Origin of the sequence: Sphingopyxis sp. QXT-31 (genome assembly GCF_001984035.1) — a bacterium.
GTDB lineage: Bacteria > Pseudomonadota > Alphaproteobacteria > Sphingomonadales > Sphingomonadaceae > Sphingopyxis.
Map to the genome: position 1 here is coordinate 1,076,452 of NZ_CP019449.1, position 25,847 is coordinate 1,102,298.

27 protein-coding genes are annotated in these 25,847 nt (G+C 66.4%); 13 read left to right on the top strand and 14 right to left on the bottom strand.

Going from position 1 to position 25,847, the window contains the following annotated elements; genetic code table 11:
- Positions 1-4: 4 nt before the first annotated feature.
- Positions 5-1,684, top strand: a complete 1,680-nt coding sequence (gene ettA, locus BWQ93_RS05295) for an energy-dependent translational throttle protein EttA (protein WP_077029599.1) — start codon at positions 5-7, stop codon at positions 1,682-1,684.
- 5 nt (positions 1,685-1,689) lie between these two features.
- Positions 1,690-2,136, top strand: a complete 447-nt coding sequence (locus tag BWQ93_RS05300) for a PaaI family thioesterase (protein WP_083720629.1) — start codon at positions 1,690-1,692, stop codon at positions 2,134-2,136.
- Positions 2,137-2,280: 144 nt separating this feature from the next.
- Here BWQ93_RS05300 and BWQ93_RS05305 read toward each other — a convergent pair whose 3' ends face one another.
- Entirely contained in the window at positions 2,281-2,985 is a 705-nt protein-coding gene (locus BWQ93_RS05305; protein ID WP_077029600.1) for a DUF899 family protein, read from the bottom strand.
- Positions 2,986-3,188: 203 nt separating this feature from the next.
- Here BWQ93_RS05305 and BWQ93_RS05310 point away from each other — a divergent pair, with 203 nt between their 5' ends.
- The gene (locus BWQ93_RS05310) at positions 3,189-3,761 is read left to right on the top strand and encodes a hypothetical protein (RefSeq protein WP_077029601.1); all 573 of its coding nucleotides are present in this window, start codon (positions 3,189-3,191) and stop codon (positions 3,759-3,761) included.
- 4 nt (positions 3,762-3,765) lie between these two features.
- On the opposite strand, the gene BWQ93_RS05315 is transcribed toward BWQ93_RS05310, so the two are convergent.
- On the bottom strand, positions 3,766-4,344 hold the full coding sequence (locus BWQ93_RS05315) for a hypothetical protein (protein WP_077029602.1): 579 nt from the start codon (positions 4,342-4,344) through the stop codon (positions 3,766-3,768).
- 23 nt (positions 4,345-4,367) lie between these two features.
- A complete protein-coding gene (locus BWQ93_RS05320) occupies positions 4,368-5,006 on the bottom strand; it encodes a carbonic anhydrase (protein ID WP_077029603.1) in 639 nt (212 codons plus the stop codon).
- Between the two features lie 41 nt (positions 5,007-5,047).
- Here BWQ93_RS05320 and lipA point away from each other — a divergent pair, with 41 nt between their 5' ends.
- The gene (gene lipA, locus BWQ93_RS05325; protein ID WP_335694604.1) at positions 5,048-5,995 is read left to right on the top strand and encodes a lipoyl synthase; all 948 of its coding nucleotides are present in this window, start codon (positions 5,048-5,050) and stop codon (positions 5,993-5,995) included.
- Entirely contained in the window at positions 5,996-6,436 is a 441-nt protein-coding gene (locus BWQ93_RS05330) for a type II toxin-antitoxin system RatA family toxin (RefSeq protein WP_077029604.1), read from the top strand.
- 209 nt (positions 6,437-6,645) lie between these two features.
- Here the strand turns inward: BWQ93_RS05330 and BWQ93_RS05335 are convergent, their stop codons facing one another.
- Genes BWQ93_RS05335 through ispF form a run of 3 tightly spaced genes read right to left on the bottom strand, consistent with a single transcriptional unit; the run spans position 6,646 to position 8,886 of the window.
- Entirely contained in the window at positions 6,646-7,197 is a 552-nt protein-coding gene (locus BWQ93_RS05335; protein WP_077029605.1) for a CinA family protein, read from the bottom strand.
- Between the two features lies 1 nt (position 7,198).
- Positions 7,199-7,735 carry a hypothetical protein gene (locus tag BWQ93_RS05340; protein ID WP_156878143.1) on the bottom strand — a complete coding sequence of 179 codons (537 nt, stop codon included), beginning with the start codon at positions 7,733-7,735 and terminating at the stop codon, positions 7,199-7,201.
- Between the two features lie 2 nt (positions 7,736-7,737).
- A complete protein-coding gene (ispF, locus tag BWQ93_RS05345; RefSeq protein WP_077029607.1) occupies positions 7,738-8,886 on the bottom strand; it encodes a 2-C-methyl-D-erythritol 2,4-cyclodiphosphate synthase in 1,149 nt (382 codons plus the stop codon).
- Between the two features lie 97 nt (positions 8,887-8,983).
- Between ispF and dusB the strand changes: the two genes are divergently transcribed.
- The 8 genes from dusB (at position 8,984) to hflX (ending at position 19,147) form a co-directional block, all read left to right on the top strand.
- Complete coding sequence (dusB, locus tag BWQ93_RS05350) at positions 8,984-9,982, top strand: tRNA dihydrouridine synthase DusB (protein ID WP_077029608.1); 999 nt, start codon at positions 8,984-8,986, stop codon at positions 9,980-9,982.
- A 10-nt stretch (positions 9,983-9,992) separates the two neighbouring features.
- Positions 9,993-11,084 (top strand): two-component system sensor histidine kinase NtrB, encoded by a 1,092-nt coding sequence (locus BWQ93_RS05355; protein ID WP_077029609.1) that lies wholly within the window; start codon positions 9,993-9,995, stop codon positions 11,082-11,084.
- Complete coding sequence (gene ntrC / locus BWQ93_RS05360) at positions 11,081-12,496, top strand: nitrogen regulation protein NR(I) (protein WP_156878144.1); 1,416 nt, start codon at positions 11,081-11,083, stop codon at positions 12,494-12,496. The genes BWQ93_RS05355 and ntrC overlap by 4 nt, the downstream gene beginning before the upstream one ends.
- 411 nt (positions 12,497-12,907) lie before the next feature.
- Positions 12,908-13,138, top strand: coding sequence for a hypothetical protein (locus tag BWQ93_RS20740; protein ID WP_156878145.1), 231 nt, complete (start codon positions 12,908-12,910; stop codon positions 13,136-13,138).
- 381 nt (positions 13,139-13,519) lie between these two features.
- Positions 13,520-15,811, top strand: coding sequence for a sensor histidine kinase (locus BWQ93_RS05365; RefSeq protein ID WP_232314747.1), 2,292 nt, complete (start codon positions 13,520-13,522; stop codon positions 15,809-15,811).
- The gene (ntrX, locus tag BWQ93_RS05370) at positions 15,801-17,174 is read left to right on the top strand and encodes a nitrogen assimilation response regulator NtrX (protein ID WP_077029611.1); all 1,374 of its coding nucleotides are present in this window, start codon (positions 15,801-15,803) and stop codon (positions 17,172-17,174) included. Before BWQ93_RS05365 ends, ntrX begins: the two co-directional genes overlap by 11 nt.
- Before the next feature lie 42 nt (positions 17,175-17,216).
- Complete coding sequence (hfq, locus tag BWQ93_RS05375; protein WP_077029612.1) at positions 17,217-17,795, top strand: RNA chaperone Hfq; 579 nt, start codon at positions 17,217-17,219, stop codon at positions 17,793-17,795.
- Positions 17,796-17,803: 8 nt separating this feature from the next.
- Positions 17,804-19,147, top strand: coding sequence for a GTPase HflX (hflX, locus tag BWQ93_RS05380; RefSeq protein ID WP_443029361.1), 1,344 nt, complete (start codon positions 17,804-17,806; stop codon positions 19,145-19,147).
- Here the strand turns inward: hflX and mazG are convergent.
- The 8 genes from mazG to BWQ93_RS05415 form a co-directional block, all read right to left on the bottom strand.
- Positions 19,131-19,907 (bottom strand): nucleoside triphosphate pyrophosphohydrolase, encoded by a 777-nt coding sequence (gene mazG / locus BWQ93_RS05385; RefSeq protein WP_077029614.1) that lies wholly within the window; start codon positions 19,905-19,907, stop codon positions 19,131-19,133. The genes hflX and mazG overlap by 17 nt on opposite strands.
- A 76-nt stretch (positions 19,908-19,983) precedes the next feature.
- Complete coding sequence (locus tag BWQ93_RS21085) at positions 19,984-20,148, bottom strand: hypothetical protein (protein ID WP_198040546.1); 165 nt, start codon at positions 20,146-20,148, stop codon at positions 19,984-19,986.
- A gap of 5 nt (positions 20,149-20,153) precedes the next feature.
- On the bottom strand, positions 20,154-20,918 hold the full coding sequence (locus BWQ93_RS05390; RefSeq protein WP_077029615.1) for an MBL fold metallo-hydrolase: 765 nt from the start codon (positions 20,916-20,918) through the stop codon (positions 20,154-20,156).
- 13 nt (positions 20,919-20,931) lie between these two features.
- Complete coding sequence (locus BWQ93_RS05395; protein WP_077029616.1) at positions 20,932-21,708, bottom strand: TatD family hydrolase; 777 nt, start codon at positions 21,706-21,708, stop codon at positions 20,932-20,934.
- Positions 21,708-23,288 carry a methionine--tRNA ligase gene (gene metG, locus BWQ93_RS05400; RefSeq protein WP_077029617.1) on the bottom strand — a complete coding sequence of 527 codons (1,581 nt, stop codon included), beginning with the start codon at positions 23,286-23,288 and terminating at the stop codon, positions 21,708-21,710. The genes BWQ93_RS05395 and metG overlap by 1 nt, the downstream gene beginning before the upstream one ends.
- A 38-nt stretch (positions 23,289-23,326) precedes the next feature.
- Positions 23,327-24,304, bottom strand: a complete 978-nt coding sequence (locus BWQ93_RS05405) for a DNA polymerase III subunit delta' (protein WP_077029618.1) — start codon at positions 24,302-24,304, stop codon at positions 23,327-23,329.
- A complete protein-coding gene (gene tmk / locus BWQ93_RS05410) occupies positions 24,295-24,918 on the bottom strand; it encodes a dTMP kinase (RefSeq protein WP_077029619.1) in 624 nt (207 codons plus the stop codon). Before tmk ends, BWQ93_RS05405 begins: the two co-directional genes overlap by 10 nt.
- A complete protein-coding gene (locus BWQ93_RS05415) occupies positions 24,915-25,847 on the bottom strand; it encodes a D-alanyl-D-alanine carboxypeptidase family protein (RefSeq protein WP_077029620.1) in 933 nt (310 codons plus the stop codon). The genes tmk and BWQ93_RS05415 overlap by 4 nt, the downstream gene beginning before the upstream one ends.

Sequence of the window (25,847 nt, forward strand, 5' to 3'; positions counted from 1 at the left end):
TCCCATGGCCGCCCAATATAGTTTCGTGATGAAGGGTCTCAGCAAGACCTATCCCGGCGCGCAAAAGCCGACGCTCAAGGACCTGAGCCTGCAATTCTACCCCGATGCCAAGATCGGCATCGTCGGCCCGAACGGTACGGGCAAATCGACGCTGATGAAGATCATGGCCGGCATCGACAAGGAATTCACCGGCGAAGCATGGCCGGGCGAGGGGATCAGCGTCGGCTACCTAGCGCAGGAGCCGCAGCTCGACCCGACCAAGACGGTCAAGGAAAATGTCATGGACGGCGTCCGCGGCGTCGCCGACATGATGGAGCGCTTCAACGAGATCAGCACGCTGATGGCCGATCCGCCCGCCGACGCCGATTTCGACGCGCTGATGGAGGAAATGGGCACGCTCCAGGAAAAGATCGACGCGGTCGATGGCTGGACGCTCGACAACCAGCTCGAAATCGCGATGGAAGCGCTGCGCTGCCCGCCGGGCGACTGGAGCGTCGAGAATCTGTCGGGCGGCGAAAAGCGCCGCATCGCGCTCACCCGCCTGCTGCTCGAAAAGCCCTCGATCCTGCTGCTCGACGAACCGACCAACCACCTCGATGCCGAAAGCGTCGCCTGGCTCGAAAAGCATCTTGTCGACTATCCGGGCAACGTCATCCTCGTCACCCACGATCGCTATTTTCTCGACAATGTCGTGAACTGGATCCTCGAACTCGATCGCGGCCGCTATTTTGTCTACGAGGGCAATTATTCGACCTATCTCGAAAAGAAGGGCAAGCGCCTCGAGCAGGAAGCGCGCGAGGACCAGGGTCGCCAGAAAGCGATCAAGGACGAGCTCGAATGGATCCGGCAGTCGCCCAAGGCGCGTCAGGCCAAGTCGAAGGCGCGTATCAAGTCGTTCGACCAGCTCGTCGAGGCGCAGGAAAAGCGCACCCCCGGCAAGGCGCAGATCGTCATCCAGATCCCCGAACGCCTCGGCGGCAAGGTGATCGAGGTCGACGGCATCTCGAAGGCCTATGGCGACAAATTGCTGTTCGAGAACCTGTCCTTCACCCTCCCGCCCGGCGGCATCGTCGGCGTCATCGGTCCCAACGGCGCGGGCAAATCGACGCTGTTCAAGCTGATTACCGGCCAGGAAACCCCCGACAGCGGTAATGTCACCATCGGCGACACCGTCCGCCTCGGCTTCGTCGACCAGAGCCGCGACGACCTCAAGCCCGACAACAATGTCTGGCAGGAAATCTCGGGCGGCCACGAGCTGATGAACATCGGCAAGCACGAGATGCAGACGCGCGCTTATGTCGGCGCCTTCAACTTCAAGGGCGTCGACCAGCAGAAGAAGGTCGGCCAGCTCTCGGGCGGCGAACGCAACCGCGTCCATCTGGCGAAAATGCTCAAGGAGGGCGGCAACGTCCTCCTGCTCGACGAACCGACCAACGACCTCGACACCGAAACGCTCGCGGCGCTCGAAGAAGCGCTCGAGAATTTCGCGGGCTGCGCCGTGGTCATCAGCCACGACCGCTTCTTCCTCGATCGCCTCGCGACGCACATCCTGGCCTTCGAGGGCGACAGTCACGTCGAATGGTTCGAAGGCAATTTCGAATCCTATGAGGAGGACAAGATCCGCCGCCTCGGCGACGATGCGACGCGTCCGCACGCGACGTCGTACAAGAAACTGACGCGCTGACCGGGATGGGCGGGGAGGCGGCTCCGATCTCGTCGAGCGCAATCCGGCTCGATGCCGACGCGCTCAACGCCTTTCTGGAGCAGGCCTTTCCGCACGCCCATCCGGGCACGCGCGGTCATGTGGTCTCGGCCGCGCCGGGCCATGTCCAGGCGCGGATGGACCCGAACGACAAGGCGCTCCGCCCCGGCGGGCTGATCTCGGGCCCGACGCAGATGGGTTTTGCCGACATGGCCGCCTATGCGCTCGTCCTCGCGCATATCGGCCCCGTTGCGATGGCGGTGACGAGCGCGCTGAACTACCAGTTCCTGCGCCCTTGCCGGCCAGGACCATTGTTCGCCGACGCGACGATGCTGCGTCTCGGCAAGCGCCTCGCGGTGATGGACGTCCGCATCTGGACCGACGATCCCGACAAGCCCGTCGGGCAGGCGCAGGTGACTTACGCGATTCCGTGACGACTAATCCTCGCTGTGGCGAAGCGATGGGGAGGGGGACCGCCGCGAAGCGGTGGTGGAGGGGCGGCGACGGTGCGCCAATGCCCCTTCGTCAGCGGCTAGAGCCGCTGCTACCTCCCCATGGCTTCGCCACAGGGAGGATCATCAATATTCCAGCGCCGGATACCAACTCGTCCCCCGCCCGCCGGGCGTCAGGTCCAAGATGCTCCACAGGCTCGCGATATCGGGCGCGTCGCGCGGGTCCTGCCCCGGATCGGCCATCTCCGCGGTCATCTCGCTCTTCCAGAACAGCCGGATCCCGCTGCCATTGCGCTTATAGACGACCAGCGCCGGATTCTCGGTCCCGTCCTTGTTGAGCAGATGATAGTCGCGCGCATAATCGTCGCCGACGGTCTGCACAAAGTCGAGCGCCCGCCACCCGCGCTCCGCGGCGAAGGCCTGCTGACGCTCGACCGGGCTGCGCCCCAGGACCTTTAGCGCGACGCGCTGCTTGATGTCGTTGGCATTGCCGTTCACCGACCCCAGCCAGTTGGTGCACATCGGGCACGGCCGCGCGCGCTCAGGCCCGTACATCCAGAAATAGGTGACCAGCGTGTCGTGCTCGCCGAACAGTTCGGCCAGCCCCAGGTCGGCGCCAGCGGCATCGCGGAAGCGGTAATCGGCCGCGACCAGCGGCCCCGGCGGCAGCGCGCGGCGCTGTTCGGCGACGCGCGTTATCTTGCGGCGGAGGTCGATCTCCTCGGCCAGCAAGGATTTTCGGGCCTTGGCATAATCATCGTCTTCGCCGGGGATCGCGCGCCGCCGCGACGCGAGCGCCGGCGCGGCCAATAAAGGTTGGCGAAGGGCCATTCATGTCTCCCTGATTGCAACTGTCATCGCTTTGCCATTTTGGCGGAAAAGCGCCAAATCGTCCGCTCGCAAATGCGGGGCGCCCTGACCGGGAAACGCCCGATATCGGCGACGAGTTGCAGTCAGGCGCCGCAACCCGCGATTTTTCGTTCCTCGCCCTTTCAAGCTGTGTTATGTCGATAACACAACTGGGGAGGGCATCCATGAAACTTGTTTATTTCGCAGCAGGCGCCGCACTGGCCGCGGCGGCTATCCCGGCGCAGGCGCAGATGCGCACCGACCCGGCGGTCATCGCCGAGCAGAAGGCGGCGATCGCCAAGCTCGAAAAATTGCGCGGCGAATGGCGCGGCAGCGCGACGATCACCGGCCCCGGCGGCTCGCTGAAGCTGGTCCAGACCGAGCGCGTCGGCCCGATGCTCGATGGCACGCTGATGGTCGTCGAAGGGCGCGGCACCGACGAGGCGGGCAAGCTCGTCTTCAACGCCTTCGCGGTCATTTCCTACGACGCCGCGACCGACCAATATGCGATGAACAGCTGGACCGACGGGCGCAGCGGCAAATTCCCCTTCGCGGTCACCGACAAGGGTTTCGACTGGAGCGTGCCGCTGCCCAACGGCGCGAAGATCCAGTACAGCGCGACGCTCGCCGACGGCAAATGGGTCGAGATCGGCAGCTATGTCGGACAGGGCATGCCCCCCGTCGAATTCGCCAAGCTCGACGTTCAGCGCATCGGCGATACCGACTGGCCGGCCGCGGGGGCCGTCGGGCCGCAATAGCAGCCTACGTCGGCGCCACTTCCCACAGGATCAGCTTGGTCGCGTTGACATCCTCGCGCCCCTTCGCCGCGTCCGAGCGGCTGAGCTTAACCCCGCCCTTGAGCGCGCCCATCTCGAGCATCGCGTCGATCACCACCACGCCGCCGGCGCCGACATCGACCTCGATCTCGTCGGGCCGCGCCAGCTTCGCCTTGGCGGTGCCGACCTGGATATGATGCTTGCCGGGTTCGACATCGGCCATCAGCATCTGGCCCGACTTGATCTGCCCCTGCGTCGTGCCGTCGAGCGTCACGTTCATCCCCTGCAGCGCGGCGACGAAGCCGCGGCGAGTGATATAGATGCGGCCCTTGCCGTCAGGCGCCTGCATCCGCCGCGCCTCAGCCAGCGCCGCCGGATCCGCCTTCGCCCCGCTCTTGTTGCTCGACAGCGCCCAGATGCAGAAAGCGACGACACCGATCAGGAACAGGGGCGCGAGGATCATCATCGTGCCTTCGCCGACCAGGCTGGCGATCGATGGCCCCATGAAAGCCCCGACGATGGCCGCGAAAAAAATGATCGTCAGCCACATCGCATTCTTGCTCATGTCCGTTCCCCTGTCTGCGGCACCTAGGCCGGTGCAAAATCTCCCGTCGCGTCGTCCATCACATGCAGCACCCCGTCGCTGATCGCGAAGAAGGCACCGCGCAGTTTCAACGTTCCGCGCCGCTCTTTCTCCTGAATACAGGGGAAGGTGCGCAGATTCGCTATGCTCACGCGCACAGCCGCCATTTCCATCGCGCGCCCCGCCTCGCGATTGTCGATGTCCGGATGTTCGGCGCGCACTTCGGCGCTCGCCTCGTCGAGCATCGCGATCCAGTCGGCGATGAAGCCGCCATGGCCGGGCTCGGCGCCCGCCATCGACCGGTGCAGCGCCGCGTGGCACCCGCCGCAGAGGCCATGCCCCATCACGACGATTTCCTCGACCTTCAGGAACTGCACCGCAAACTCGAGCGCAGCCGAAACGCCGTGGCGACCCGGCGTCGTCTCGAACGGCGGCACCAGCGCCGCGACGTTGCGCACGACGAAGATTTCGCCCGGATTGGTGTCGAAAATCTGCGAGGGCTCGACGCGGCTGTCGGAGCAGGCAATCACCATCACCTTGGGCGATTGTCCCTCCGCCAGCTCGTCCCAGCGTTCGCGTTGCAACTGCCATCCTCGCTCACGGAAACGACGATAGCCTTCGACCAGTTCGGTAAAGCGAGTCATGGCGGCGCTTTAGCATAGGAAGAGAGGTTGAGAAGAGGCGCGTGCGCGACTATGTGGGCGCCATGAACGCCCCGCTGCCGAAACCGTCCGAACGCACCCGCAAGCCCGACTGGATCCGCGTCAAAGCACCGACCAGCCCTGGCTATGCCGAAACGCGCAAGCTGATGCGCGAACTCAACCTGCATACGGTGTGCGAAGAGGCCGCCTGCCCGAACATCGGCGAATGCTGGACCAAGAAGCACGCGACGGTGATGATCCTCGGCGACACCTGCACCCGCGCCTGCGCCTTCTGCAACGTCAAGACGGGCATGCCGCGCGCGGTCGACCCGTTCGAGCCCGAGCACACCGCGATCGCCGCGGCGAAGATGGGGCTCAGCCATATCGTCATCACCTCGGTGGACCGCGACGACCTGCCCGACGGCGGTGCCAGCCAGTTCGTGAAGGTGATCGAGGCGCTGCGCCGCGAGGCGCCGCAGACGACGATCGAGATCCTGACGCCCGATTTCCGCAACAAGCCCGAAAGCGCGGTCGCGGCGATCGTCGATGCGCGTCCCGACGTCTACAACCACAATCTCGAAACCGTGCCGCGGCTCTATCCGACGATCCGCCCGGGCGCGCGCTATTATGCCTCGCTGCGCTTGCTCGAGAGCGTCAAGCGCCGCGATCCGTCGATCTTCACCAAGTCGGGGATCATGATGGGCCTCGGCGAAGAGCGGATGGAGGTGCATCAGGTGATGGACGACATGCGCAGCGCCGACATCGATTTCATGACGATGGGCCAATATCTCCAGCCGACGCCGCGGCACGCCAAGGTGATCGACTTCGTCACCCCGCAGGCGTTCGACGCCTATGCGCAGATCGCGCGCGCCAAAGGCTTTCTGCAGGTCGCGGCCTCGCCGCTGACGCGCTCGTCCTACCACGCCGGCGACGATTTCGAGGTCATGCGCGCCGCGCGCGAGGCGCAACTCGCCCGCGCAAGGGCCGGCTGATTGCCGAGGCATCAGGAAAGCCGCATCCTGCCGTACAGCGCGGACCAGATGTTCGCGCTGGTATCGGATATCGCGCATTATCCGGATTTCCTGCCCTGGGTCGTCGCGCTGCGCATCCGAAGCGACAGCGAGAATGAGGCGGTCGCCGACATGATCGTCGGCTTCAAGGGGCTGCGCGAAAGCTTCTCGTGCCGCGTGCACAAGCAGCGCCCGGACAGCGTGACGGTCAGCTATATCGACGGCCCGATGAGCCACCTGACGAATGAATGGCATTTCGTGCCCGTCGAGGACGGCGGCTGCCGCGTCGACTTCATGGTCGACTTCTCCTTCCGCAGCCGCATGTTCGAAGCGCTGGCCGGTCAGATGTTCGACAAGGCGCTCAGGAAAATGATCGCGGCGTTCGAGACGCGCGCGGATGAGCTTTACGGGGTGGCGGCGTAGCGGCTGTTTGTGGGACGGGGCTGACGTTCCAGTTCCTCCCCGGAACGGGGAGGGGGACCGCCGCGAAGCGGTGGTGGAGGGGCCGGGACGGTGCGTCATGGCGAGAGGTTTCGACCCCTCCGTCAGCCCTTCGGGCTGCCACCTCCCCGTTCCGGGGAGGAACTGGCAACGTCCGCTCCCCACCCCAAAGCGGACAAACCACCAGCCGCTCAACCCGCGGGCAGCGCAATATCCTCCGACGGCCCCATCGCATCGCGTTCGGGCAGCAGCAGGTCGAGTGCGAACATCGCCGCGGCGTGGCGGATCGCCGCGCGATCGCCTCCTTCGAACTGCACGCGCTGGGTGAAATATTCGTCGGGGTCCTGCCCGCGCAGCCCGCGCGCGAAGACGACCAAGCCAACCGGCTTCTTCTCCGACCCGCCGCCCGGCCCTGCGATCCCCGTGATCGCGACCGCGACATCGGCGTCGCTGTTCGCCAACGCGCCGGTCACCATCGCCCAGGCGGTCGCCAGCGACACCTCGCCAAAGGTCTCCAAAATCTCGCTGCTGACGTCGAGCTGGCTCTGCTTGGCGTTCGCCGAGTAAGTGATGAAACCGCCCGAGAATACGTCGGAGCTCCCCGGAATGTCGGTCAGCGCGACGCACACCATGCCGCCAGTGCAGCTCTCGGCCGCCGCTAACTTGCGCCCCGCGGCGCGGTTGGCGGCGAGCACGGTCTCGGCGAGGGCGTCGCGTGCGTCGTTTCGATCGGGTTCGGACATGTTATTCGGCGCAGACGTTGGGCGAGCGCTGCTTTTCGCCGGGCTTGTCGTCGCCCGTCAGCGCCAGGATCGCGGCCATGAAATCGCCCGCCTGCCGCGGCGACATCGCGGCCAACGACGCCACCAGCGTATCGACGTCGCGGCACGACCCGGGCTTGATCTCGCCCTCGATCATCGCTGGGATCATCGCCTCGACCAGCGGCTGGAGCAGTTCGTCGGGCATTTGTTCCATGACCGCGGCGTCGGTCTCGCCGTCCCGATCGCCGAATTTCATGAAAGCCGCGCGCGCGACGGGCCAATTCTCGGCCTGCACCGCGCGATACCCCTCGATCATCGCCGCGGCCCCGCCCGCGAGAAAGGCGTCGCCCGGCAGATGCGCCGCGCACGTGTTGCGCACTCCTTCGATCACCGACGGCATCGCGTAGCCCATCATGCCGGCGATCTCGGCGCGCGTGATGCAGATCTGTGCCACGGCCTGCGCCGGCATTCCCACCATCGCCATCGCCGTAACTACGGCCGCCAAACCCCTGTTTTTCATAATCATTCCTTCCAAAGGATCGTCGCGACCGCCTGCGCCGCCAGTCCCTCGCGCCGCCCGGTAAAGCCGAGCCCTTCGGTCGTCGTCGCCTTCACGCTTATCCGCGAAAGGGGCAGGCGCGCAATTTCCGAAATGCGCAATCGCATCGCCTCGCGGTGCGGCCCGACCTTCGGCGCCTCGCCGATGATCGTGAGGTCCAGATGCTGGATATCGCCGCCCCGGTCCGCGACGCGCTGCACCGCATGGTCGAGAAAGCGCCACGATTCCGCGCCCTTCCACTGCGGGTCCGACGGCGGGAAATGGCTGCCGATATCGCCGTCCGCAGCCGCGCCGAGCACCGCGTCGGTGATCGCGTGCAGCGCAACGTCGGCGTCGCTGTGCCCCGAAAGCCCATGGCTATGCTCGATTCTGATGCCGCCCAGCCACAGCGGCTTGCCCCCCACCAGCCGGTGCACATCATATCCCATGCCCGTCGCGATCCGCATCGTCTCTCTCTCCACGCCGAGCAGGCTCTCGAGCATCGCGAGATCCTCGGCAAAGGTCAGCTTGTGCAGCCGCGCGTCGCCCGCGACCAGCGCGACCGGCTCGCCCAGCCGCCGCACCAGCTGCGCATCGTCGCTCGCCGCTTCGCCCGCGGACTCTTCATGCGCGCGGCGCAGCGCGCCCAGCCGGAAGGCCTGCGGCGTCTGCACCCGCGCCAGTTCCGCGCGGTCGACCACGCCGGCATCGGCCTGCCGCACGATCGTGTCGGCCACCGGCAGCACCGGGATCGCCGCGGCCGCACCATCGGCGATCGCCGCGACCAGCCGGTCGATGACTTCGCCCGTCACCCCCGGTCGCGCGCTGTCGTGCACCAGCACCACCGTTTCGTCGTTCAGGCCCGCCAGCGCTGCCAGCCCGCTAACCACCGAATCCTGACGCTCGGCCCCCGGCGCCGCGCGCGTCCATCCGGCGGGGAGGGCGATTTCGTCCACGCTCACCAGCACCCCGGCATAGCCCGCCAGCGCGTCGAGGCTCCATTGCAGCACCGGCTTGCCCCCCAGCATCGCCTGCTGCTTGGGCGCGGCAAAGCCCGTACGCGTCCCGCGCCCACCCGCAAGCAGGATCACCGCGATCTTCGGCTGACCGGAAAGGGGAGCGGATTCGTCCATCAGCAGAGGCGGGTAGCGCAGCCCCGGCTTGCGGGAAAGCCGCTTAGCGTGTAGGGGCGTGCACAAATTTTAGGCAATTTAACCCGAAAGTCTCCCCATGGCGGCGCTCAGCCCCATCCAGATCGGCCATATCACCATCGCGGATCCCGTGATCCTCGCGCCGATGACCGGCGTCACCGACCTGCCGTTTCGCAAGCTCGTCCGCTATTATGGCTCGGGGCTCAACGTCACCGAGATGATCGCCAGCCAGGCCGCGATCCGCGAAACGCGCCAGTCCATTCAGAAAGCGGCCTGGGACCCGGTCGAGGAACCCGTGTCGATGCAGCTCGTCGGCTGCACCCCCTACGAGATGGGCGAGGCGGCCAAGCTCAACGAAGACCGCGGCGCGTCGATCATCGACATCAACATGGGCTGCCCGGTGCGCAAGGTCACCAACGGCGACGCAGGCTCGGCGCTGATGCGCGACCTGAAGCTCGCCGCCGCGCTGATCGATAGCTGCGTCAAGGCTGTGAGCGTCCCCGTCACCGTGAAGATGCGCATGGGCTGGTGCCACGACAGCCTCAACGCGCCCGAACTGGCGCATATCGCCGAGGATCTGGGGGCGAAGCTCGTCACTGTCCACGGCCGCACCCGCAACCAGATGTACCGCGGCGAGGCCGACTGGGGCTTTGTGCGCTCGGTCAAGGACGCCGTGTCGATCCCCGTTATCGTCAACGGCGACATCTGCTCGTCGGCCGATGCGACGACCGCGCTCGCGCAGAGCGGCGCCGATGGCGTCATGATTGGCCGCGGCGCCTATGGCCGCCCGTGGTTGCTGGGCCAGGTGATGGCGGCGCTGCGCGGCGAGGCCGAGCGCCCGGACCCCGGCCTCGACGAGCAATATGACGTCATTACATCACATTACCGCGCGATGATCGACCATTATGGCGAAATGACCGGGGTCAATATGGCGCGCAAGCACCTCGGCTGGTACGTCAAGGGGCTGCACGGTTCGGCCGAGTTCCGCAACAAGGTCAACCAGATCCCCGACAGCAAGTCGGTGCTGGACGCGCTCGAAGCCTTCTACGGCCCGCATCTCACAAAGGCTGCTGCATGAGGCCCGCTGCGTGAGCGCGCTGACGTCGAGCATCCCCAGTTTCGACCATGACGAGCTGATCCAGTCGCACCCCGTCGCGACTTTGCTCATCGACCGCAATGGCGTGATCCTCTTCGTCAACGCCGCCGCCGAACAGCTCTGCAACACCGGCCGCGCCGCGATGGTCGGGCAGGTCGTCTACGACGTCATCGCGATGGACCGCAATTACCGCCAGCGGATGAGCGACCCCGCCTATTCGGCGCTCTTCGCGCACGGCGCCGACATTTCGGTCGGCGGGCGCAAGGCGATCTCGGTTGACATGCAGATGGTCCCCTATGGCGGCACCGGCCACCGGATCCTCGCGCTCGTCCCGTCGCAGCGCGAGGCCGAACTGATGGGCGGCGCGATCGGCCGCTCGGGGCGCGCCGCAGGCGCCGCCGCTTCGATGCTCGCGCACGAGATCAAGAATCCCCTCGCCGGCATCCGCGGCGCCGCCCAGCTGCTCGCGCGCGGCGCCGACGACGGCAAGGCGCGTTTTACCAAGCTGATCGTCGCCGAAGTCGATCGCATCGCGACCTTGATCGACCAGATGGAGCATTTCTCGCGCGGCCAGCCGATCGCCTGCGACGCGCTCAACCTCTACCAGCCGATCCACCAGGCGATGGAGGCGGTGCGCGCGCGCCAGCTGCCCGGCATCCGCTTTTCCGAGGATTTCGACCCGTCGCTGCCGCTCGTGCTCGGCAACCATGATGCCATGGTGCAGATCTTGCAGAACCTTCTCACCAACGCCTCCGAAGTGCTCGTCGGCCGCGACGACGGCGTCGTGCGCCTCGCCACTGCCTATCGCCACGGGCTGTCGATCGACAATGGCGACGGCCGCGGTCGCATCGCGCTGCCGATCGAGGTCAGCGTCAGCGACAACGGCCCCGGCGTTCCGGCCGAGATCCGCGGCGACGTCTTCGATCCCTTCGTGACGACCAAACGCGAGGGCAGGGGGCTCGGCCTCGCGCTCGTCGCCAAGCTCGCGCGCGACATGGGCGGCACCGTCCAGCATATGCGCGACGGCGACTGGACGCGCTTCCGCGTCCACCTTCCCGCGGCCCAGCAGGGGCGTAGCGCATGATCGGCAAGACCATCCTGCTCGTCGAGGACGATCCGACGATCGCGCTGATCATCCGCGAAACGCTCGCCGAGGAATGCGGCAGCTTCGCCGCGGTCACCAGCGTCGCCGAGCGCAACGCCTGGCTTGCGGCGAACGCGCCCGACCTCGTCATCACCGACGTCGTGCTGCCCGACGGCGACGGGATCGACTCGCTCCCCGGCGCCGGGCTTGCCCCCGACGTGCCGGTGATCGTGCTCTCGGCGCAGAACACGCTCGACACCGCGGTGCGCGCCACGGGCATCGGCAGCTATGATTATCTGCCCAAGCCCTTCGACCTCGAGGATTTGATCGCCAGCGTCCGCGCCGCACTCGCGCGCCGCGGCGACGAGCCTGCGGCGGCGCCAGATCCCGGCGCTGCGGACAGCCACGGCCTCGTCGGCCGTGCGCCGGCGATGCAGGCGGTCTACCGAACCATCGCGCGCCTCGCCTCGAACGACCTCGCAGTGCTGATCCTCGGCGAATCGGGGACGGGCAAGGAGGTCGTCGCGCGGGCGGTCCACGCGACAGGCCTCCGCCGCGCCGGGCCCTTCGTGGCGATCAACATGGCCGCGATCCCGCGCGAACTGATCGAGGCCGAGCTCTTCGGCCACGAAAAGGGGGCCTTCACCGGCGCGACCAGCCGCAACGCCGGGCGCTTCGAACAGGCGGCGGGGGGCACGCTCTTCCTCGACGAGATCGGCGACATGCCGCTCGACGCGCAGACGCGGCTGCTCCGCGTGCTGCAAAGCAACGAATATTCGACCGTCGGCGGCAGCCAGTCGCTGCGCGCCGACGTCCGCGTCGTCGCCGCGACCCACCGCGACATGCGTACGCTGATCGCCGACGGCCGTTTCCGCGAGGATCTCTTCTACCGGCTCAACGTCATCCCGGTGACGCTGCCGCCCTTGCGCGACCGCCGCAGCGACATCGCCGCGCTCGTGCGCCATTTCGTCGACAGCGGCCGCCGGTTCGGGCTCCCCGACCGGCAATTCGCACCCGACGCGATGCAGATGCTCGAGCGCTACGACTGGCCCGGCAACGTCCGCGAACTCGGCAACGTCGTCCAGCGCCTCGCGGTGCTCTCGCGCGACACGATCGTCTCGGTCCGCGACGTCGAGGCGGTGCTCCACGAAAGCGGCGAGGGGATTTCGATCGTCGCGCCCCAGGACGCGATCGGCCGCGCGGTCGACGACTGGGCGCGGGAGGAACTCGCCACCGACCACGACGGCACCCTCCACGAGCGCCTCGAAGCGATCGTCGAAGCCGCCCTCTTCCGCCGCGTCCTGCGCGACGTCCGCGGCAACCAGCTGGAGGCGGCGCGCCGCCTGGGGATCAACCGCAACACGCTGCGCAAAAGACTCGGCCAGCTCGATATCGATCCGACGCGGGCTTAACTCTCGCGCGGCAAACATAGATCAGTATGAATCGTGCCAGTATACCCTATGGTGTTGCCCGTATCGGGTTCACGCCCGATGGCCGTACGGAAGGGATCATTCCTGATGACGGCGGGGCAGGAGATATCCGATGCCCGGAACGCGCCACACCGATCTGAACGCTTATCGGCAACTCGTTGCCGTTCAGCGGCACGACCATCCGCAGCATTTTGCCGAGGCCATGGGCGGCCCGCTTGTGGCCGACGCGGGCCGATGTGGGCCTGGGACGGCCCGCAGTGCCGCCCTTTCCCCTGGTGGGCACAGGGCGGCCATGCGCGCTGCAAAGAATGTCTTCCCTGCCGGCGGCAAATGGCTCGTGGGCCAGACAAAGAACGCAGACGAGGACAACGCTCAACCGGCCGTCAGCCCCGCATGTCGATAACGAATGCTCGGGAAATTCTTGATCGGCTGACCGCCCCGCAACTGGCTCGCCTTCGCGGGCTCTTCGGCACGCGGCATGCGCAACCCTGGAATAACGGCGACGACGAGTTGAAAGCTATGCGTCTGGTGCATTGCCATCAGAATGGGCAGGGGCGGGAAACCACCGAACTCAACAATCTCGGCTGGACCGTCGCGATGATTGCCGACACGGCGGACTTCTGAGGTCGGCACTGGTGGCGTCCCGCACCGTCTCCGCGGGGCTAGCGCGCTGCCGGGTAGAAGGCGATTGCTGCCCATAACGAACGCCGCCGGTTCGGTGGGGCGTCCTAAAAAGGGGGAGCGGCCACAAAGATCCTCCCCACGCGCAGCGATGGGGAGGTGGCAGCCCGCAGGGCTGACGGAGGGGTTCGCGACGTCAAAGGTCAGCGCCGCGCCGCAACCCCTCCACCACCGCTTCCCGGCGGTCCCCCTCCCCATCGCTTCGCGTGGGGAGGATCTTTAGGGCAGTTAGCAAGCCCAACCGAGCCGCTTTCCGCGGCCAACTGTGGCCCTCGCGCACTTTGTGTGTTTTCTATGCAACAACATTGTCGTAGCAGGGACACAATGGCGACCAGCGCTCCCTTGGCGAACGACAGCGATTCCGGCGGACAGAACGTGCGCGCCAAGGCCTGGCAGTTCGCAGTGCCCGAATATTATGCGCTCGCGGTGATGCTCAGCGTCGGCATTGCAACCTATATCTTCGTCACTGGCGACGCGCAGAGCGACCGGCTGCTCACCCCCGCGCTCGTCGCCGCGATCATGGTCGCGAACCTGCTGCCCGCCATGACCCTCATTGTGCTTGCGGGCAGTCGGATCGCGCGCGCGCGCGCCACCAGTTCGATGGCGGGGGGCAACGGTCGCCTTCACGTCCGCCTCGTCGCGCTCTTTTCGCTGATCGCCGCAACGCCGACGATGCTCGTCGTAATCTTCGCGTCCTTGCTCTTCCAGCTCGGCGTCGATTTCTGGTTCTCGGACCGCTCGCGCGGCATGTTTGAAAATGCCGCCAGCCTCGCGCAGGGCTATTATCAGGAAAACCAGCGTGAGGTCGTTGCGAATACCGAAAAGATGGCGCAGGATCTCGGCGCCATCCTGACGCGCTTCCCGATCGATGGCCCCGATTTCGCCGACTATTATCTGCAGCAGGTCGTCGTCCGGAACCTCAATGAATCGGCGATCATCGAGGTCGGTGCCGATGGCGTCGCGCGCACTGCCGCGATGATCGACCCCGACAATCGCGACGCCGAAGCGCGGATCACGCCCGAGATGGTCGCGCGGCTCGACAGCGGCGAAAAGGTGATCGCCTCGCGCCAGCAGGACCGAATCGAAGCGGCGACCAGGCTGCCCGGCCGCACGCGCGCCTATCTCTACGCCTCGCGCGACGCCAATGTCCTCGGTTTTCAGCAGTCGGTGCGCGCCGGCACCGTGCTGGCGGATTACAACGCGCTGTTCCAGCGCTCGCAGTTGCTCCAGCTCCAGTTCAACGGTGCGCTCTATCTCGGCGCTTTGCTGTTGCTCGCGCTTGCCGTGATCGCGGCGATCGTCGTTGCCGATCGCATCGTGCGCCCGCTCGGCACGCTCGTCGGCGCGACGCGCACCGCCGCGGGCGGCGACCTGTCGGTGCGCGTCACGCCGACCGCGCACGACGACGAAATTTCAGTTCTTGCCAACGCCTTTAACCGCATGACTGAGCAGATCCAGGGCCAGACCCATGCGCTCGTCAGCGCCAACGAACAGATCGAGGCGCGGCGCAGCTTTATCGAGGCGGTGCTCAGCGGCGTGTCGTCGGCGGTCGTGTCGGTCGACGCCGATCATCGCATCCTGCTCGTCAACGCAGCCGCCGAGCGGCTGATCGGCAGCGGCGCCGAGGAACTCACCGGGCGCCCGCTCGCCGAGGTCGCGCCCGAACTCGCGCGGCTGATCACCGGCGACGAGCGCGAGGCCGTGGTCCAGCTCGCGCGCAAGGAAGCCGAGCCGGCGACGCTCGCGGCCAAGGCCGTCGCGCAGGGCGACGGCTTCGTGCTCAGCTTCGAGGATATCACCCAGCAATTGCTCGACCAGCGCCGCGCGGCCTGGTCCGACGTCGCGCGCCGCATCGCGCACGAGATCAAGAATCCGCTCACCCCGATCCAGCTCGCCGCCGAACGCCTCCAGCGCCGCTTCGGCGACAAGGTCGAGGGCGACCAGGCGACCTTCCGCAAGCTCACCGACACGGTGATCCGCCAGGTCCACGACATGCGGCGCATGGTCGACGAATTTTCCAGCTTCGCGCGCATGCCCAAACCGACCTTCGGCGTCGAGGACGTCCGCGACATATTGAAGCAGGCGGTGTTCCTCTTCGAGGTGGCCAAGCCCGATATCGAATTCGGCGTCACCATCCCCAACGAGATCGAACCCCTCGTCTGCGACCGCCGCCTTCTGTCACAGGCCCTAACGAACATCGTCAAGAATGCCGTGGAAGCGATTGAAGAAAATACCAAAAATTCCGAAACTTCACCGATAGGCCACATCCACGCCACCCTCGATATGGGGAAGGGTGGCGAAATGACGATCAGCATCACCGACGACGGCATCGGCCTCCCCGAAGCCCGCGACAGCATCGCCGAGCCCTATATGACCACGCGCCAGGGCGGCACGGGTCTCGGGCTCGCGATCGTCAAGAAGATCGTCGAGCAACATTATGGCGAGCTCGAATTCGCCGACAATCCCGCAGGGCAGGGGACGCGCGTCACGCTGACGCTCCACCCCGACCGCCTGCGCCCGCTGATGGGGCGCGGCGCCGACACCATGACAGGGCAGGCTGAAACGGTCCCCGGACGCTTCCGGAACCGCCAGGACAGAGAAGAATATGGCGCTTGATATTTTGATCGTCGACGACGAGCGCGACATTTGCGAGCTGGTCGCCGGCGTCATGGAAGACGAAGGTTATGAGGCGCGCACCGCGTCGGACAGCGATGCCGCACTCGAGGCGATCCGCCAGCGGCGGCCGTCGCTCGCGCTGATCGACGTCTGGCTGCAGGGTTCGCGGCTCGATGGGCTGGGGCTGGTCGAGGCGATCAAGGCGTTCGACCCGACACTGCCGATCATCGTGATTTCGGGGCACGGCGGGCTCGACACCGCGGTCGCCGCGATCCGCCGCGGCGCCTTCGACTTCATCGAAAAGCCGTTCGAGGCCGAACGCCTGCTCCACCTCGTCGCGCGCGCGACCGAGAGCGAGCGGCTGAAGTTCGAATATGAGCGCCTCCGCGAACGCGCCGGCCCTGCCGACGAACTCACCGGGTCGAGCGCGGCGATCAACAATGTCCGCGCGACACTGAAGCGCGTCGCGGGTACCGGCAGCCGCGTGCTGATCACCGGCGCCGCGGGGGTCGGCAAGGAGGTCGCGGCGCGCGTGCTACACGGCTGGAGCGGGCGCCAGACCGCGCCCTTCCGTGTCATCTCCTCGGCGCGGATGGATCCAGAGACCGTCGAGGCCGAGTTGTTCGGCGCCGAGGGCGAGGATGGCGCGATCCGCGTCGGCCTGCTCGAACAGGCGCATGGCGGCACGCTCTTCCTCGACGAGGTCGCCGACATGCCGCTGACCACCCAAGGCAAGATCCTGCGGGTACTGACCGACCAGAGCTTCACCCGCGTTGGCGGCCGCACCATGATCCGCGTCGACGTGCGCATCATCTCGGGCTCGGCGCGCGACCTGATGACCGAGATCGCCGAGGGGCGTTTTCGCGAGGACCTTTATTACCGGCTCAACGTCGTGCCTGTGCATATCCCGTCGCTGCGCGAGCGGCGCGACGACATCGCCTCGCTCTGCGAACATTTCGTGAGCCGCTACGCCGCCGATCGCCACGCGCCGCCGCCGGAGATCAGCGCCGAGGCGATGGCCGCGCTCCAGGCGCACGACTGGCCGGGCAATGTCCGCGAGCTGCGCAATGTGATCGAGCGCGTGATGATCCTGGCGCCCAGCGACCGGCTGGGGCGGATCGACGCCGACATGCTGCCCGCCGAACTGGTGCGCGGCGGCACCGACATCCTGCCCAACGCCGAATCGATCACTGCGATCCCGCTCAAGGAAGCGCGCGAGAATTTCGAGCGCGAATATCTGCGCATCCAGATCAACCGCTTCTCGGGTAATATCTCGCGCACCGCGACCTTCATCGGCATGGAGCGCTCGGCGCTGCACCGGAAGCTGAAGCTTTTGGGTTTGACCGATAATTCGGAAGAGTGAAGTCCAACGCTTCATGGCTTTGCGCTAGACCTGCGCTGCGCTTTGTCGCATATTGCGCACGCCAAGGCGAAGGCAACGGGCCGAAACGGGCCGTCCAGCGGTTTTTGCCGCCAAGAACAGGAGGCCAATGTGTCCGATAAAAACCAGAATCTCCAGGATCTCTTCCTCAACGCCCTGCGACGCAGCAAGACACCGGTGACGATGTTCCTCGTCAAAGGCGTCAAACTGCAGGGAATCATCACCTGGTTCGACAATTTCTCGTTGCTGCTGCGCCGCGACGGGCAGTCGCAGCTCGTCTACAAGCACGCGATTTCGACGGTCATGCCCTCGCATGATTTCGACCTCGCCTCGCTCGGCAACGACATTCGCGAGGCGCCGGCGAGCAAGGGCAAGGCGCTGCAGGACGTGTTCCTCAACGCGGTGCGCAAGTCGGACGAATCGGTGACGATGTTCCTCGTCAACGGCGTGATGCTCCAGGGCGACATCGTCGCTTTCGACCTGTTCTGCATGTTGCTCGAGCGCGAGCGGCAGGTGCAGCTGGTCTACAAGCACGCCATCTCGACGGTGCAGCCCAACGGGCCGATCAACCTGAGCGACAGCGAGCCCGAAGGCGACGCCTGATCGATATCGTGGCCGAAAGCGAAGAGGTAACCCGCGGCGCGACCGCGGTGCTGATTGTGCCCGAATGGCACGGGCAGCGCCTGTCGCGCGACCTCGACGCGCGCGCCGAGGAGGCCAAGGGGCTCGCACTCGCGATCGGGCTCGAGGTCGTGGCGGTATTCCCGCTTCGGCTGCGGCAGACGCGCGCGGCGACCCTGCTTGGCGTCGGGCAGATTGACGCCATTAAAGCTGAGATCGGGGAAGGGGCCGCGCAACTCGTCATCGTCGACGCGGCGCTGACCGCGATCCAGCAGCGCAACCTGGAGACGGCGTTCGGCACCAAGGTCATCGACCGCACGGGATTGATCCTCGAAATCTTCGGCGAGCGTGCCGCGACGGCCGAGGGGCGGCTGCAGGTCGAGTTGGCGCATCTCGATTATCAGGCGGGGCGGCTGGTGCGCAGCTGGACCCATCTCGAGCGCCAGCGCGGCGGCTTCGGCTTCCTCGGCGGGCCGGGCGAGACGCAGATCGAGGCCGACAGGCGGATGATCCGCAACCGCATGGCGCGCATCCGCAAACAGCTGGAAGACGCACGGCGCACACGGCAGTTGCAGCGCTCGAAACGCCAGCGTGCGCCGTGGCCCGTGGTCGCGCTCGTCGGTTATACCAACGCCGGAAAATCGACCTTTTTCAATCGCCTGACGGGAAGTGACGTCATGGCGGAAGACATGCTCTTCGCGACGCTCGACCCGACGATGCGCGAGATACGGCTGCCCGGCATCGACAAGGCCATCCTGTCCGACACCGTCGGCTTCGTCTCTGACCTGCCGACCGAATTGGTCGCGGCCTTCCGCGCGACGCTGGAGGAGGTCACCACCGCCGACCTGATCGTCCACGTCCGCGACATCGTCCACCCCGACAGCGAGGCGCAATATGCCGATGTCGTTGCGATCCTCAATTCGCTGGGCGTCAACGGGCCACAGGACGGCGGGGAAGGGGGCGCGGATACTCCCGACGTCATCCCGCAGATCGAGATCTGGAACAAGATCGACACCGCCGATCCCGAACATCGCGCGCAAATTGCCGAGATGGCGGCGCGGCGGACGGACGTCGCGATGATTTCGGCGGTGACCGGCGAGGGCGTCGAGGGCGCGCGCACGCTCATGGCGTCACGCCTGACCGCGCTGCACAAGGTTCAGCGCATCTTCCTGCGCTACGAAAAGGGCGAAGCGGCGGCGTGGCTTCACGCGCGCGGCGAAGTGCTGAGCGATACGCCCGAAGGCGAGGGGCATGTGCTGACGGTGCGGCTGGACCCGGCGGATGCGGCGCGCTTCGAGCGATTGTGGCCGACGGAGACTACTCCGACGCCTTGACCGCCTGCCAATGCGCTTCCTGCGCGCCGAGCGACAGGCCCTGCAGCGATCCGCCGGCGCGGGCTTCCATGGCGGCAAAGCGCCGCTCGAATTTCAGATTGGCGTCGCGCAGCGCACCCTCGGCATCGACGCCGAGCTTGCGCGCGTAGTTGACGACGGCCAAGAGCAGGTCGCCGACCTCTTCATGCCGGTGCGCGTCGTCGGTAGCGGCGGCCACCTCGGCGAGTTCCTCGGCGATCTTGTCGCGCGGACCTTCGGTATCGGGCCAGTCGAAACCGACGCGCGCGGCCCGTCCTTGCAGCTTCTGCGCGCGCAGCAGCGCGGGCAGCGACAGCGCGACGCCGTCGAGCGCCCCTTTGGGGCCGTCCGCGGCGCGCTCGTTCGCCTTGATTGCCTCCCATTGCTGCCGCACGTCGGACGTCGTGGCGTCGCCGAAGATATGCGGGTGGCGGCGTTCCATCTTGGCGGAGATGGCGTTTGCGACGTCGTCGAAGGTGAAGAGTCCGTCGTCGGCCGCGATCTGCGCGTGGAAGACGACCTGGAGCAGCAGGTCGCCGAGCTCGTCGCAGATCGCCGCGGGATCGCCGCCGGCGATCGCGTCGGCGACCTCATAGGCTTCCTCGATCGTGTAAGGCGCGATGGTCGAGAAGTCCTGCGCCAGATCCCATTCGCAGCCGCCGTCGGGGTTGCGCAGCTGGCGCATGACGGCGAGCAGGCGATCGATGGGGGAAGCGGGGGAAACGGGTCCGTCTGCGGCCATCACTTTATCCGATAATATATATTATGTTAAATTGAATGACGGGGTCGAGGGACGAGCGGTTTCGCGTGTCCCACGCTTATGTCACCGCCTGCCACGTCCGGATTACCAGGAACACCAACCCGAAGATCGCGACCCACGCGAGCGCCATCTTGACCCAGTCCTTCATCGGCAACTGGCGCGCGACGAGCGCACTTATCACCAGCGCCAGCGAGCCGATGGCCCAGACCAGGCCCGTCGCCATATCGTTCATAGCTGCACCTCCAGCCCGTCATAGCCGGGCTCGATCCCCGGCGGCAATTCGCTGACTAGGTCGTCATAATCCATCGTATTGTCCATATGCGTGATGATCGCGCGCGGACTGCCGACCTTCTCGAGCGCCGCGAGCGTCATCGCCAGATGCGGATGCGTCGGATGCGGATAGCGGCGCAGCGCGTCGATCACGAACAGGTCAACGCCCTGAAAGAAGTCGACCATCTCGTCGGTGAACTTCGAAAAATCAGTGGCATAGCCGATCTTGTGCGCACCGTCGCTGAAGATGAGTCCGCTCGCCTTGATCGGGCCGTGCGGCATTTCGATCGCCGACACCTCGATCGGACCGATCGATTGATGGTCGAGCAGGTCAATGGGATCGACCGATGCCGGATAGCCGGCATTCCCGGCAAAGGCGTAGGTAAAGCGCCATTTGAGCGTGTCGAGCACATGGTCGCGCGCATAGCAGGGCACCGCCGAGCCGCGCAGGTGCATCACCTGGCGCAAATCATCGAGCCCGTGGGTGTGGTCGGCATGCTCGTGCGTCCAGATCACGGCATCAACCTCGCCCACCTCGGCGGCGAGCAACTGCAGTCGCATGTCGGGGCTGGTGTCGATCAGGATGCGGAAGCCGCCAAGCGAAATCAGGATCGAGGCACGGCTGCGCAGATTGCGCGGGTTGTCGGGATCACACTGGCCCCAGTCATTGCCGAGCCGCGGCACGCCCGACGAGGTGCCGCAGCCGAGGATGCGGACTTTCATGACGAATGTGACGTCATGGCGCCGCCTTGAAGAAAAGCTTGTAAAAATTGAGACTTGTCGCCTCGCCCAGCGTCTCGCGATCCTCGCCGCGCAGGTCCGCGAGGAAGGACAGGGTGTCGGCAACGAAGGCCGGCTCGCCGGTCTTGCCGCGGTGCGGGACGGGGGCGAGGAAGGGGGAGTCGGTTTCGATCAGCAGCCGGTGCTGCGGCAGCCATCTGGCGGTCGCCTGGAGATCGGCGGCGTTCTTGAAGGTCACGATGCCCGAGATCGAGATATAGAGGCCGAGTTCGAGCGCTTGGCGCGCAAAGTCGTCACTGGCGGTGAAGCAGTGGATAACGCCGGGGAAGACCGCCCTGTCCATCTCTTCGCCGAGCAGCGCGAGCGTATCGGCTTCGGCATCGCGGGTGTGGACGATCACCGGGAGGCCGGTCGCCTGCGACGCGTGGATATGGCGGCGGAAGCTGTCCTGCTGCCGCGCGCGGTCGCTCTTGTCGTAATAATAGTCGAGCCCGGTCTCGCCGATGCCGATCACGCGCGGATGCGCCGCGCGCTCGACGAGCTTCGCAGTATCGACGTCGGGATGGTTGTCGGCGTCGTGCGGGTGGATGCCGACGCTGGCCCAGACATCGTCATTCGCTTCGGCGGCGGCGAGCACATCGTCCCACTCGCTTTCGCGCGTCGCGATGTTGAGCATCGCGGTGACGCCCTTCGCCCGCGCGCGCGCCAGCACATCGCCCTGCTGCTCGGCAAGCCCCTTGTAATTGAGGTGGCAGTGCGAATCGACGAGCATTACGCCTCCCCTTCCCCTTCTCCCTCGGGCAGTTCGAGACGGGGAAAGATCGGGACCGGCTGAACGACGGTGAAACCGCTGGCGGCTAGGTTTTCGAACCAGTCGGTATCGGCAAGTGCCGCGGAATCGCGCGCGTCTTCCGCTATGCCCATCTGGTCGAGCAATTTGTCGGCGGCTGCCGGCACGACCGGACGGATCGCGATCGCGAGCGTGCGCACCGCCTGGAACAGCGTCATCAGCACCGCGCGCATGCGTTCGGGATCGGTCTTGCGCAGTGCCCAGGGCGCCTGCCCGTCGACATATTGGTTGCAAGCGAAGACCGCGCGGATCCAGTCCTCGATGCCGACCGAAAAAGCGAGCTGCTCGAATTCGCGCGGCAGACGCTCGGTCGCCATCGCGTGCAAATCGGCCAGTAGGTCGGCATCATCCGGCGCCGGCGCATAGTCGGCGGAAAGCTTGCCATCCAAATTCTTGAAAATCATCGATAAGCTGCGCTGTGCGAGATTGCCGAAGCTGTTCGCGAGGTCGGCGTTGGCGGTGCGCACGATCGCCTCGGCCGAATAGCTGCCGTCCTGCCCGAAGCTGACTTCGCGGAGCAGATAATAGCGCAGCGCATCGACCCCAAAGCGCTCGGCCAGTTCCATCGGGTCGACGACATTGCCGAGCGACTTCGACATCTTCTCGCCGCGGTTGAGCAGGAAGCCATGGCCGAACACCTGTTTGGGCAATGGCAGATTGGCGCTCATCAGGAAGGCCGGCCAGTAAACCGTATGAAAACGAACGATATCCTTGCCGATCATATGGATGTCCGCGGGCCAGAACTTTCCCCACTCGCCGTCGCGGTCGGGGAAGCCGAGCGCCGACATGTAAGTCGTGAGCGCGTCGACCCAGACATACATGACGTGCCCCGGCGAGCCCGGTACCGGCACACCCCAGTCGAAGCTGGTGCGCGAGACGCTCAAATCCTTGAGCCCGCCCTCGACGAAGCGCAGCACCTCGTTGCGGCGGCTTTCGGGGCGGACGAAGTCGGGATTGTCGTCGTAGAGCGCGAGCAATTTGTCCTGGTAGCTGGACAGTCGGAAAAACCAGCTTTCCTCGACGGTCCATTCGACCGGGGTACCCTGCGGCGAAAGCCGGGCCTCCCCTTCCCCCTGAAGCTCGCTTTCGTCGTAGAAAGCTTCGTCGCGAACCGAATACCAGCCCTCATAGCGGTCGAGATAGAGGTCGCCATTAGCCTCCATCGCGCGCCACAGCGCCTGCGACGCTTCGTGGTGCGCGGGATCCGAGGTGCGCATGAAATGGTCGAAACTGATATTCAGCTTGGCATACATCTCACGGAAATATCCCGACATTTCATCAGCGAGTTCGATCGTCGGGCGGCCCTGGTCGCGCGCGGTCTGGTACATTTTCAGGCCATGCTCGTCGGTGCCGGTGGTTAACCGCACGTCGCGGCCGCGCGCGCGCTGGAAACGCGCCATGACATCGGTCGCGATCGCCTCATAGGCATGGCCGATATGCGGACGGCCATTGGGATAGCTGATCGCGGTTGTGATGTAGAAGCGGGTCTTGGTGTCGGACATGGCCGCGCCTTAGCGGGTCGCGGGCGTCGGGGGAAGTCTCAGCGCGCGGGCTTCGGTGCGAGTTCGGCGAGGCAATTGCCGATTTCGAAACCCACCATCGCGCCGTCGTACGAGCCGCGGATCGCGTCGCGAACCGTGCGCTGGACGCGGTCCCATTGCGCGAGCACCGGCGCGATCTCGGCGAGCGGGCGCTCGCGCGCGAGCCCGGCGAGCAGGCCCGGAACGATGTCGATGACGAGTTCCAGCTTGGCGCGGTTGCTGGTCCCGGCAACCTCGCGCGCGAGCGCTTCGCGCAGGCGATTGTCGGGGTCGCCGGTGGCCGCGATCGCGAGCAATTTCTTCTCGGTCGCGGCGACGTCGCTGTCGACCAGCTCGAGCGCCTTGCCGGGAATGCCGCCCGCCGCGGCGACCGTGGCGCGGACCTCGGCCATCTCGGTCATGGGGCGCTTTTCGTGCAGCCACGCCGTCATGACGGCACGCTCAACGGGCTGGAATCGCAGCGTTCTGCACCGCGAGCGGATCGTCGGGAGCAGGCGGCCCGGCGAATGGCTGATGAGCAGGAAGACCGTCTTCGCGGGCGGCTCCTCGAGCGTCTTGAGCAGGGCGTTGGCGGCATCGGTCTCAAGGTCGTCGATCGCGTCGACGATGATCACACGCCAGTCGCCGAGCGACAGCGAGAAATGCAGCCGGCGGATCATGGCGCGGATCTGGTCGATCGTGATGTTGCGCGCGAGGTCCTTGCCCTTGTCCTTCACCTGCCGCGTCAAATGGAGAATCTCGGGGTGGTTGGCCGCCTCGACCAAGCGGGCGGCGGCGGCGTCGCCGGGGTCGTCGAGCGACGGCGCATGCCCCTGTCCGCCCGGACCATGCGTGGCTAGGAAGCGCGCCGCACGCGCAGCGAAACCGGCCTTGCCCATGCCCTGCGGCCCGGCGAGCAGCCAGGCGTGGTGGAGCCGCCCGGCGGCCCAGGCCTCGAGAAAGGCTTGTTCAGGCGCGTGATGGCCGATCAGAGCCATGGTTCGAGATGCTCCATCAGGCGCGACGTCACGGCGTCGGACGCGCCGCCGGCGTCGATGACGCGCCAGCGCTCGGTCTCGGCGGCGGCAAGTTCGGCGAAGCGCGCGGCGAGGCGCGCCTGATAGGCGGCGGGCTTGCTGCCCATCCGGTCGGCGCCCGCGGCGTCTCGTGCCGCGAGGCGGCGCGCGGCCTCATCCTCGCCGAGCGTGAGCAGGAAGGTGCGGTCGGGGAGCAGGCCTTCGGAGCCTACCGCGTGGAGCGCGAGGATGTCGGCGTCGGTGAGCCCGCCGCCGCCGCCTTGGTAAGCGCGCGACGAGTCGACGAAGCGGTCGCAGAGTACCCAGGCGCCACGTTCGAGCGCGGGGCGGATCGTGCGCGCGACATGATCGGCGCGCGCGGCGGCGAAGAGCAAAGCTTCGCTGCGCGCGTCCCAGCGGTCGTCGCTGCCCTCCATCAGCAGGCTGCGGATCGCCTCGGCGCCGGGGCTGCCGCCGGGTTCGCGCGTGGTGACGACGTCGATGCCGCGCTCCGTCAGCGCGGCGGCGAGCGCGCGGAGTTGGGTCGACTTGCCGGCCCCCTCCCCGCCCTCGAGCGTGATGAAGTACCCGCTCACCGCGCGGCAACGCGCTGGCGCGAAGGCTGAGCGAAACCCCAGTCGATCAGCCGCGCGGCCTCCTCGCGGCGCGCCTTGTCGCTCGCCATGCCTGCGACGACCATCACCAGCCGCCGCCCGCCGCGCTTCGCCGAGCCGAGGAAGCAATAACCCGCCTCCGACGTGTGCCCGGTCTTGAGCCCATCGGCGCCGGCGAGGCCGAGGATCGGGTTGCGGTTGGGCTGGACGATCGGCTTGCCGTCGGGCGCGGTGCCGTGCTGGAGCTTCGGGATCGAGAAATAGCGCGCATAGGCTGCGGGATGGTCGCGGATCAGCCGGTCGGCAAGCATCACGAGGTCGGCCGCCGATACTTTGGTCACCCCGCCGTCGGGCCAGCCGCTGGGGGTGCCGAACTTACTCGATTTCATACCAAGAGAGGTCGACACCGCATTCATTCTTTTGACGAATTCGGCCTCGCTGCCGTCGATACCGACCGCGAGCACCGCGGCGGCGTCATTGCCCGACACGGTGATCAGCCCCTTGAGCAGATCGTCGACGCTGACCTTCTCGCCGGGTGCGAGGAACATCGATGAGCCGCCGTTGCCCGCACGCCACTTCTTCCACTCGGCTTCGCCGACCGTGAACTCGGTGTCGCGCGACAATTTGCCCGCCTTGATCAGGTCGAGCACGACATAGGCGGTCATCACCTTGGCCATTGAGGCGGGCGCAAAGCGCTCGTCGGCGCCGCGTGAGTAGAGGATTTTGCCCGAATCGAGGTCTTTGAGCATTACGATCGGCGCCTGCGTGACATAGGCCGGGATCTGCGGCGCGGTCGGGACGGCCTTGGGCGGCGCAGCCTTGGTCTGCGCCAAGACCGTCGTGCCTTGCGCGAGCAGCAGCAGCGCCAGCGCGACGCCCCCTGCCCGGCCGATGCTGAAGCGACCCGGCAT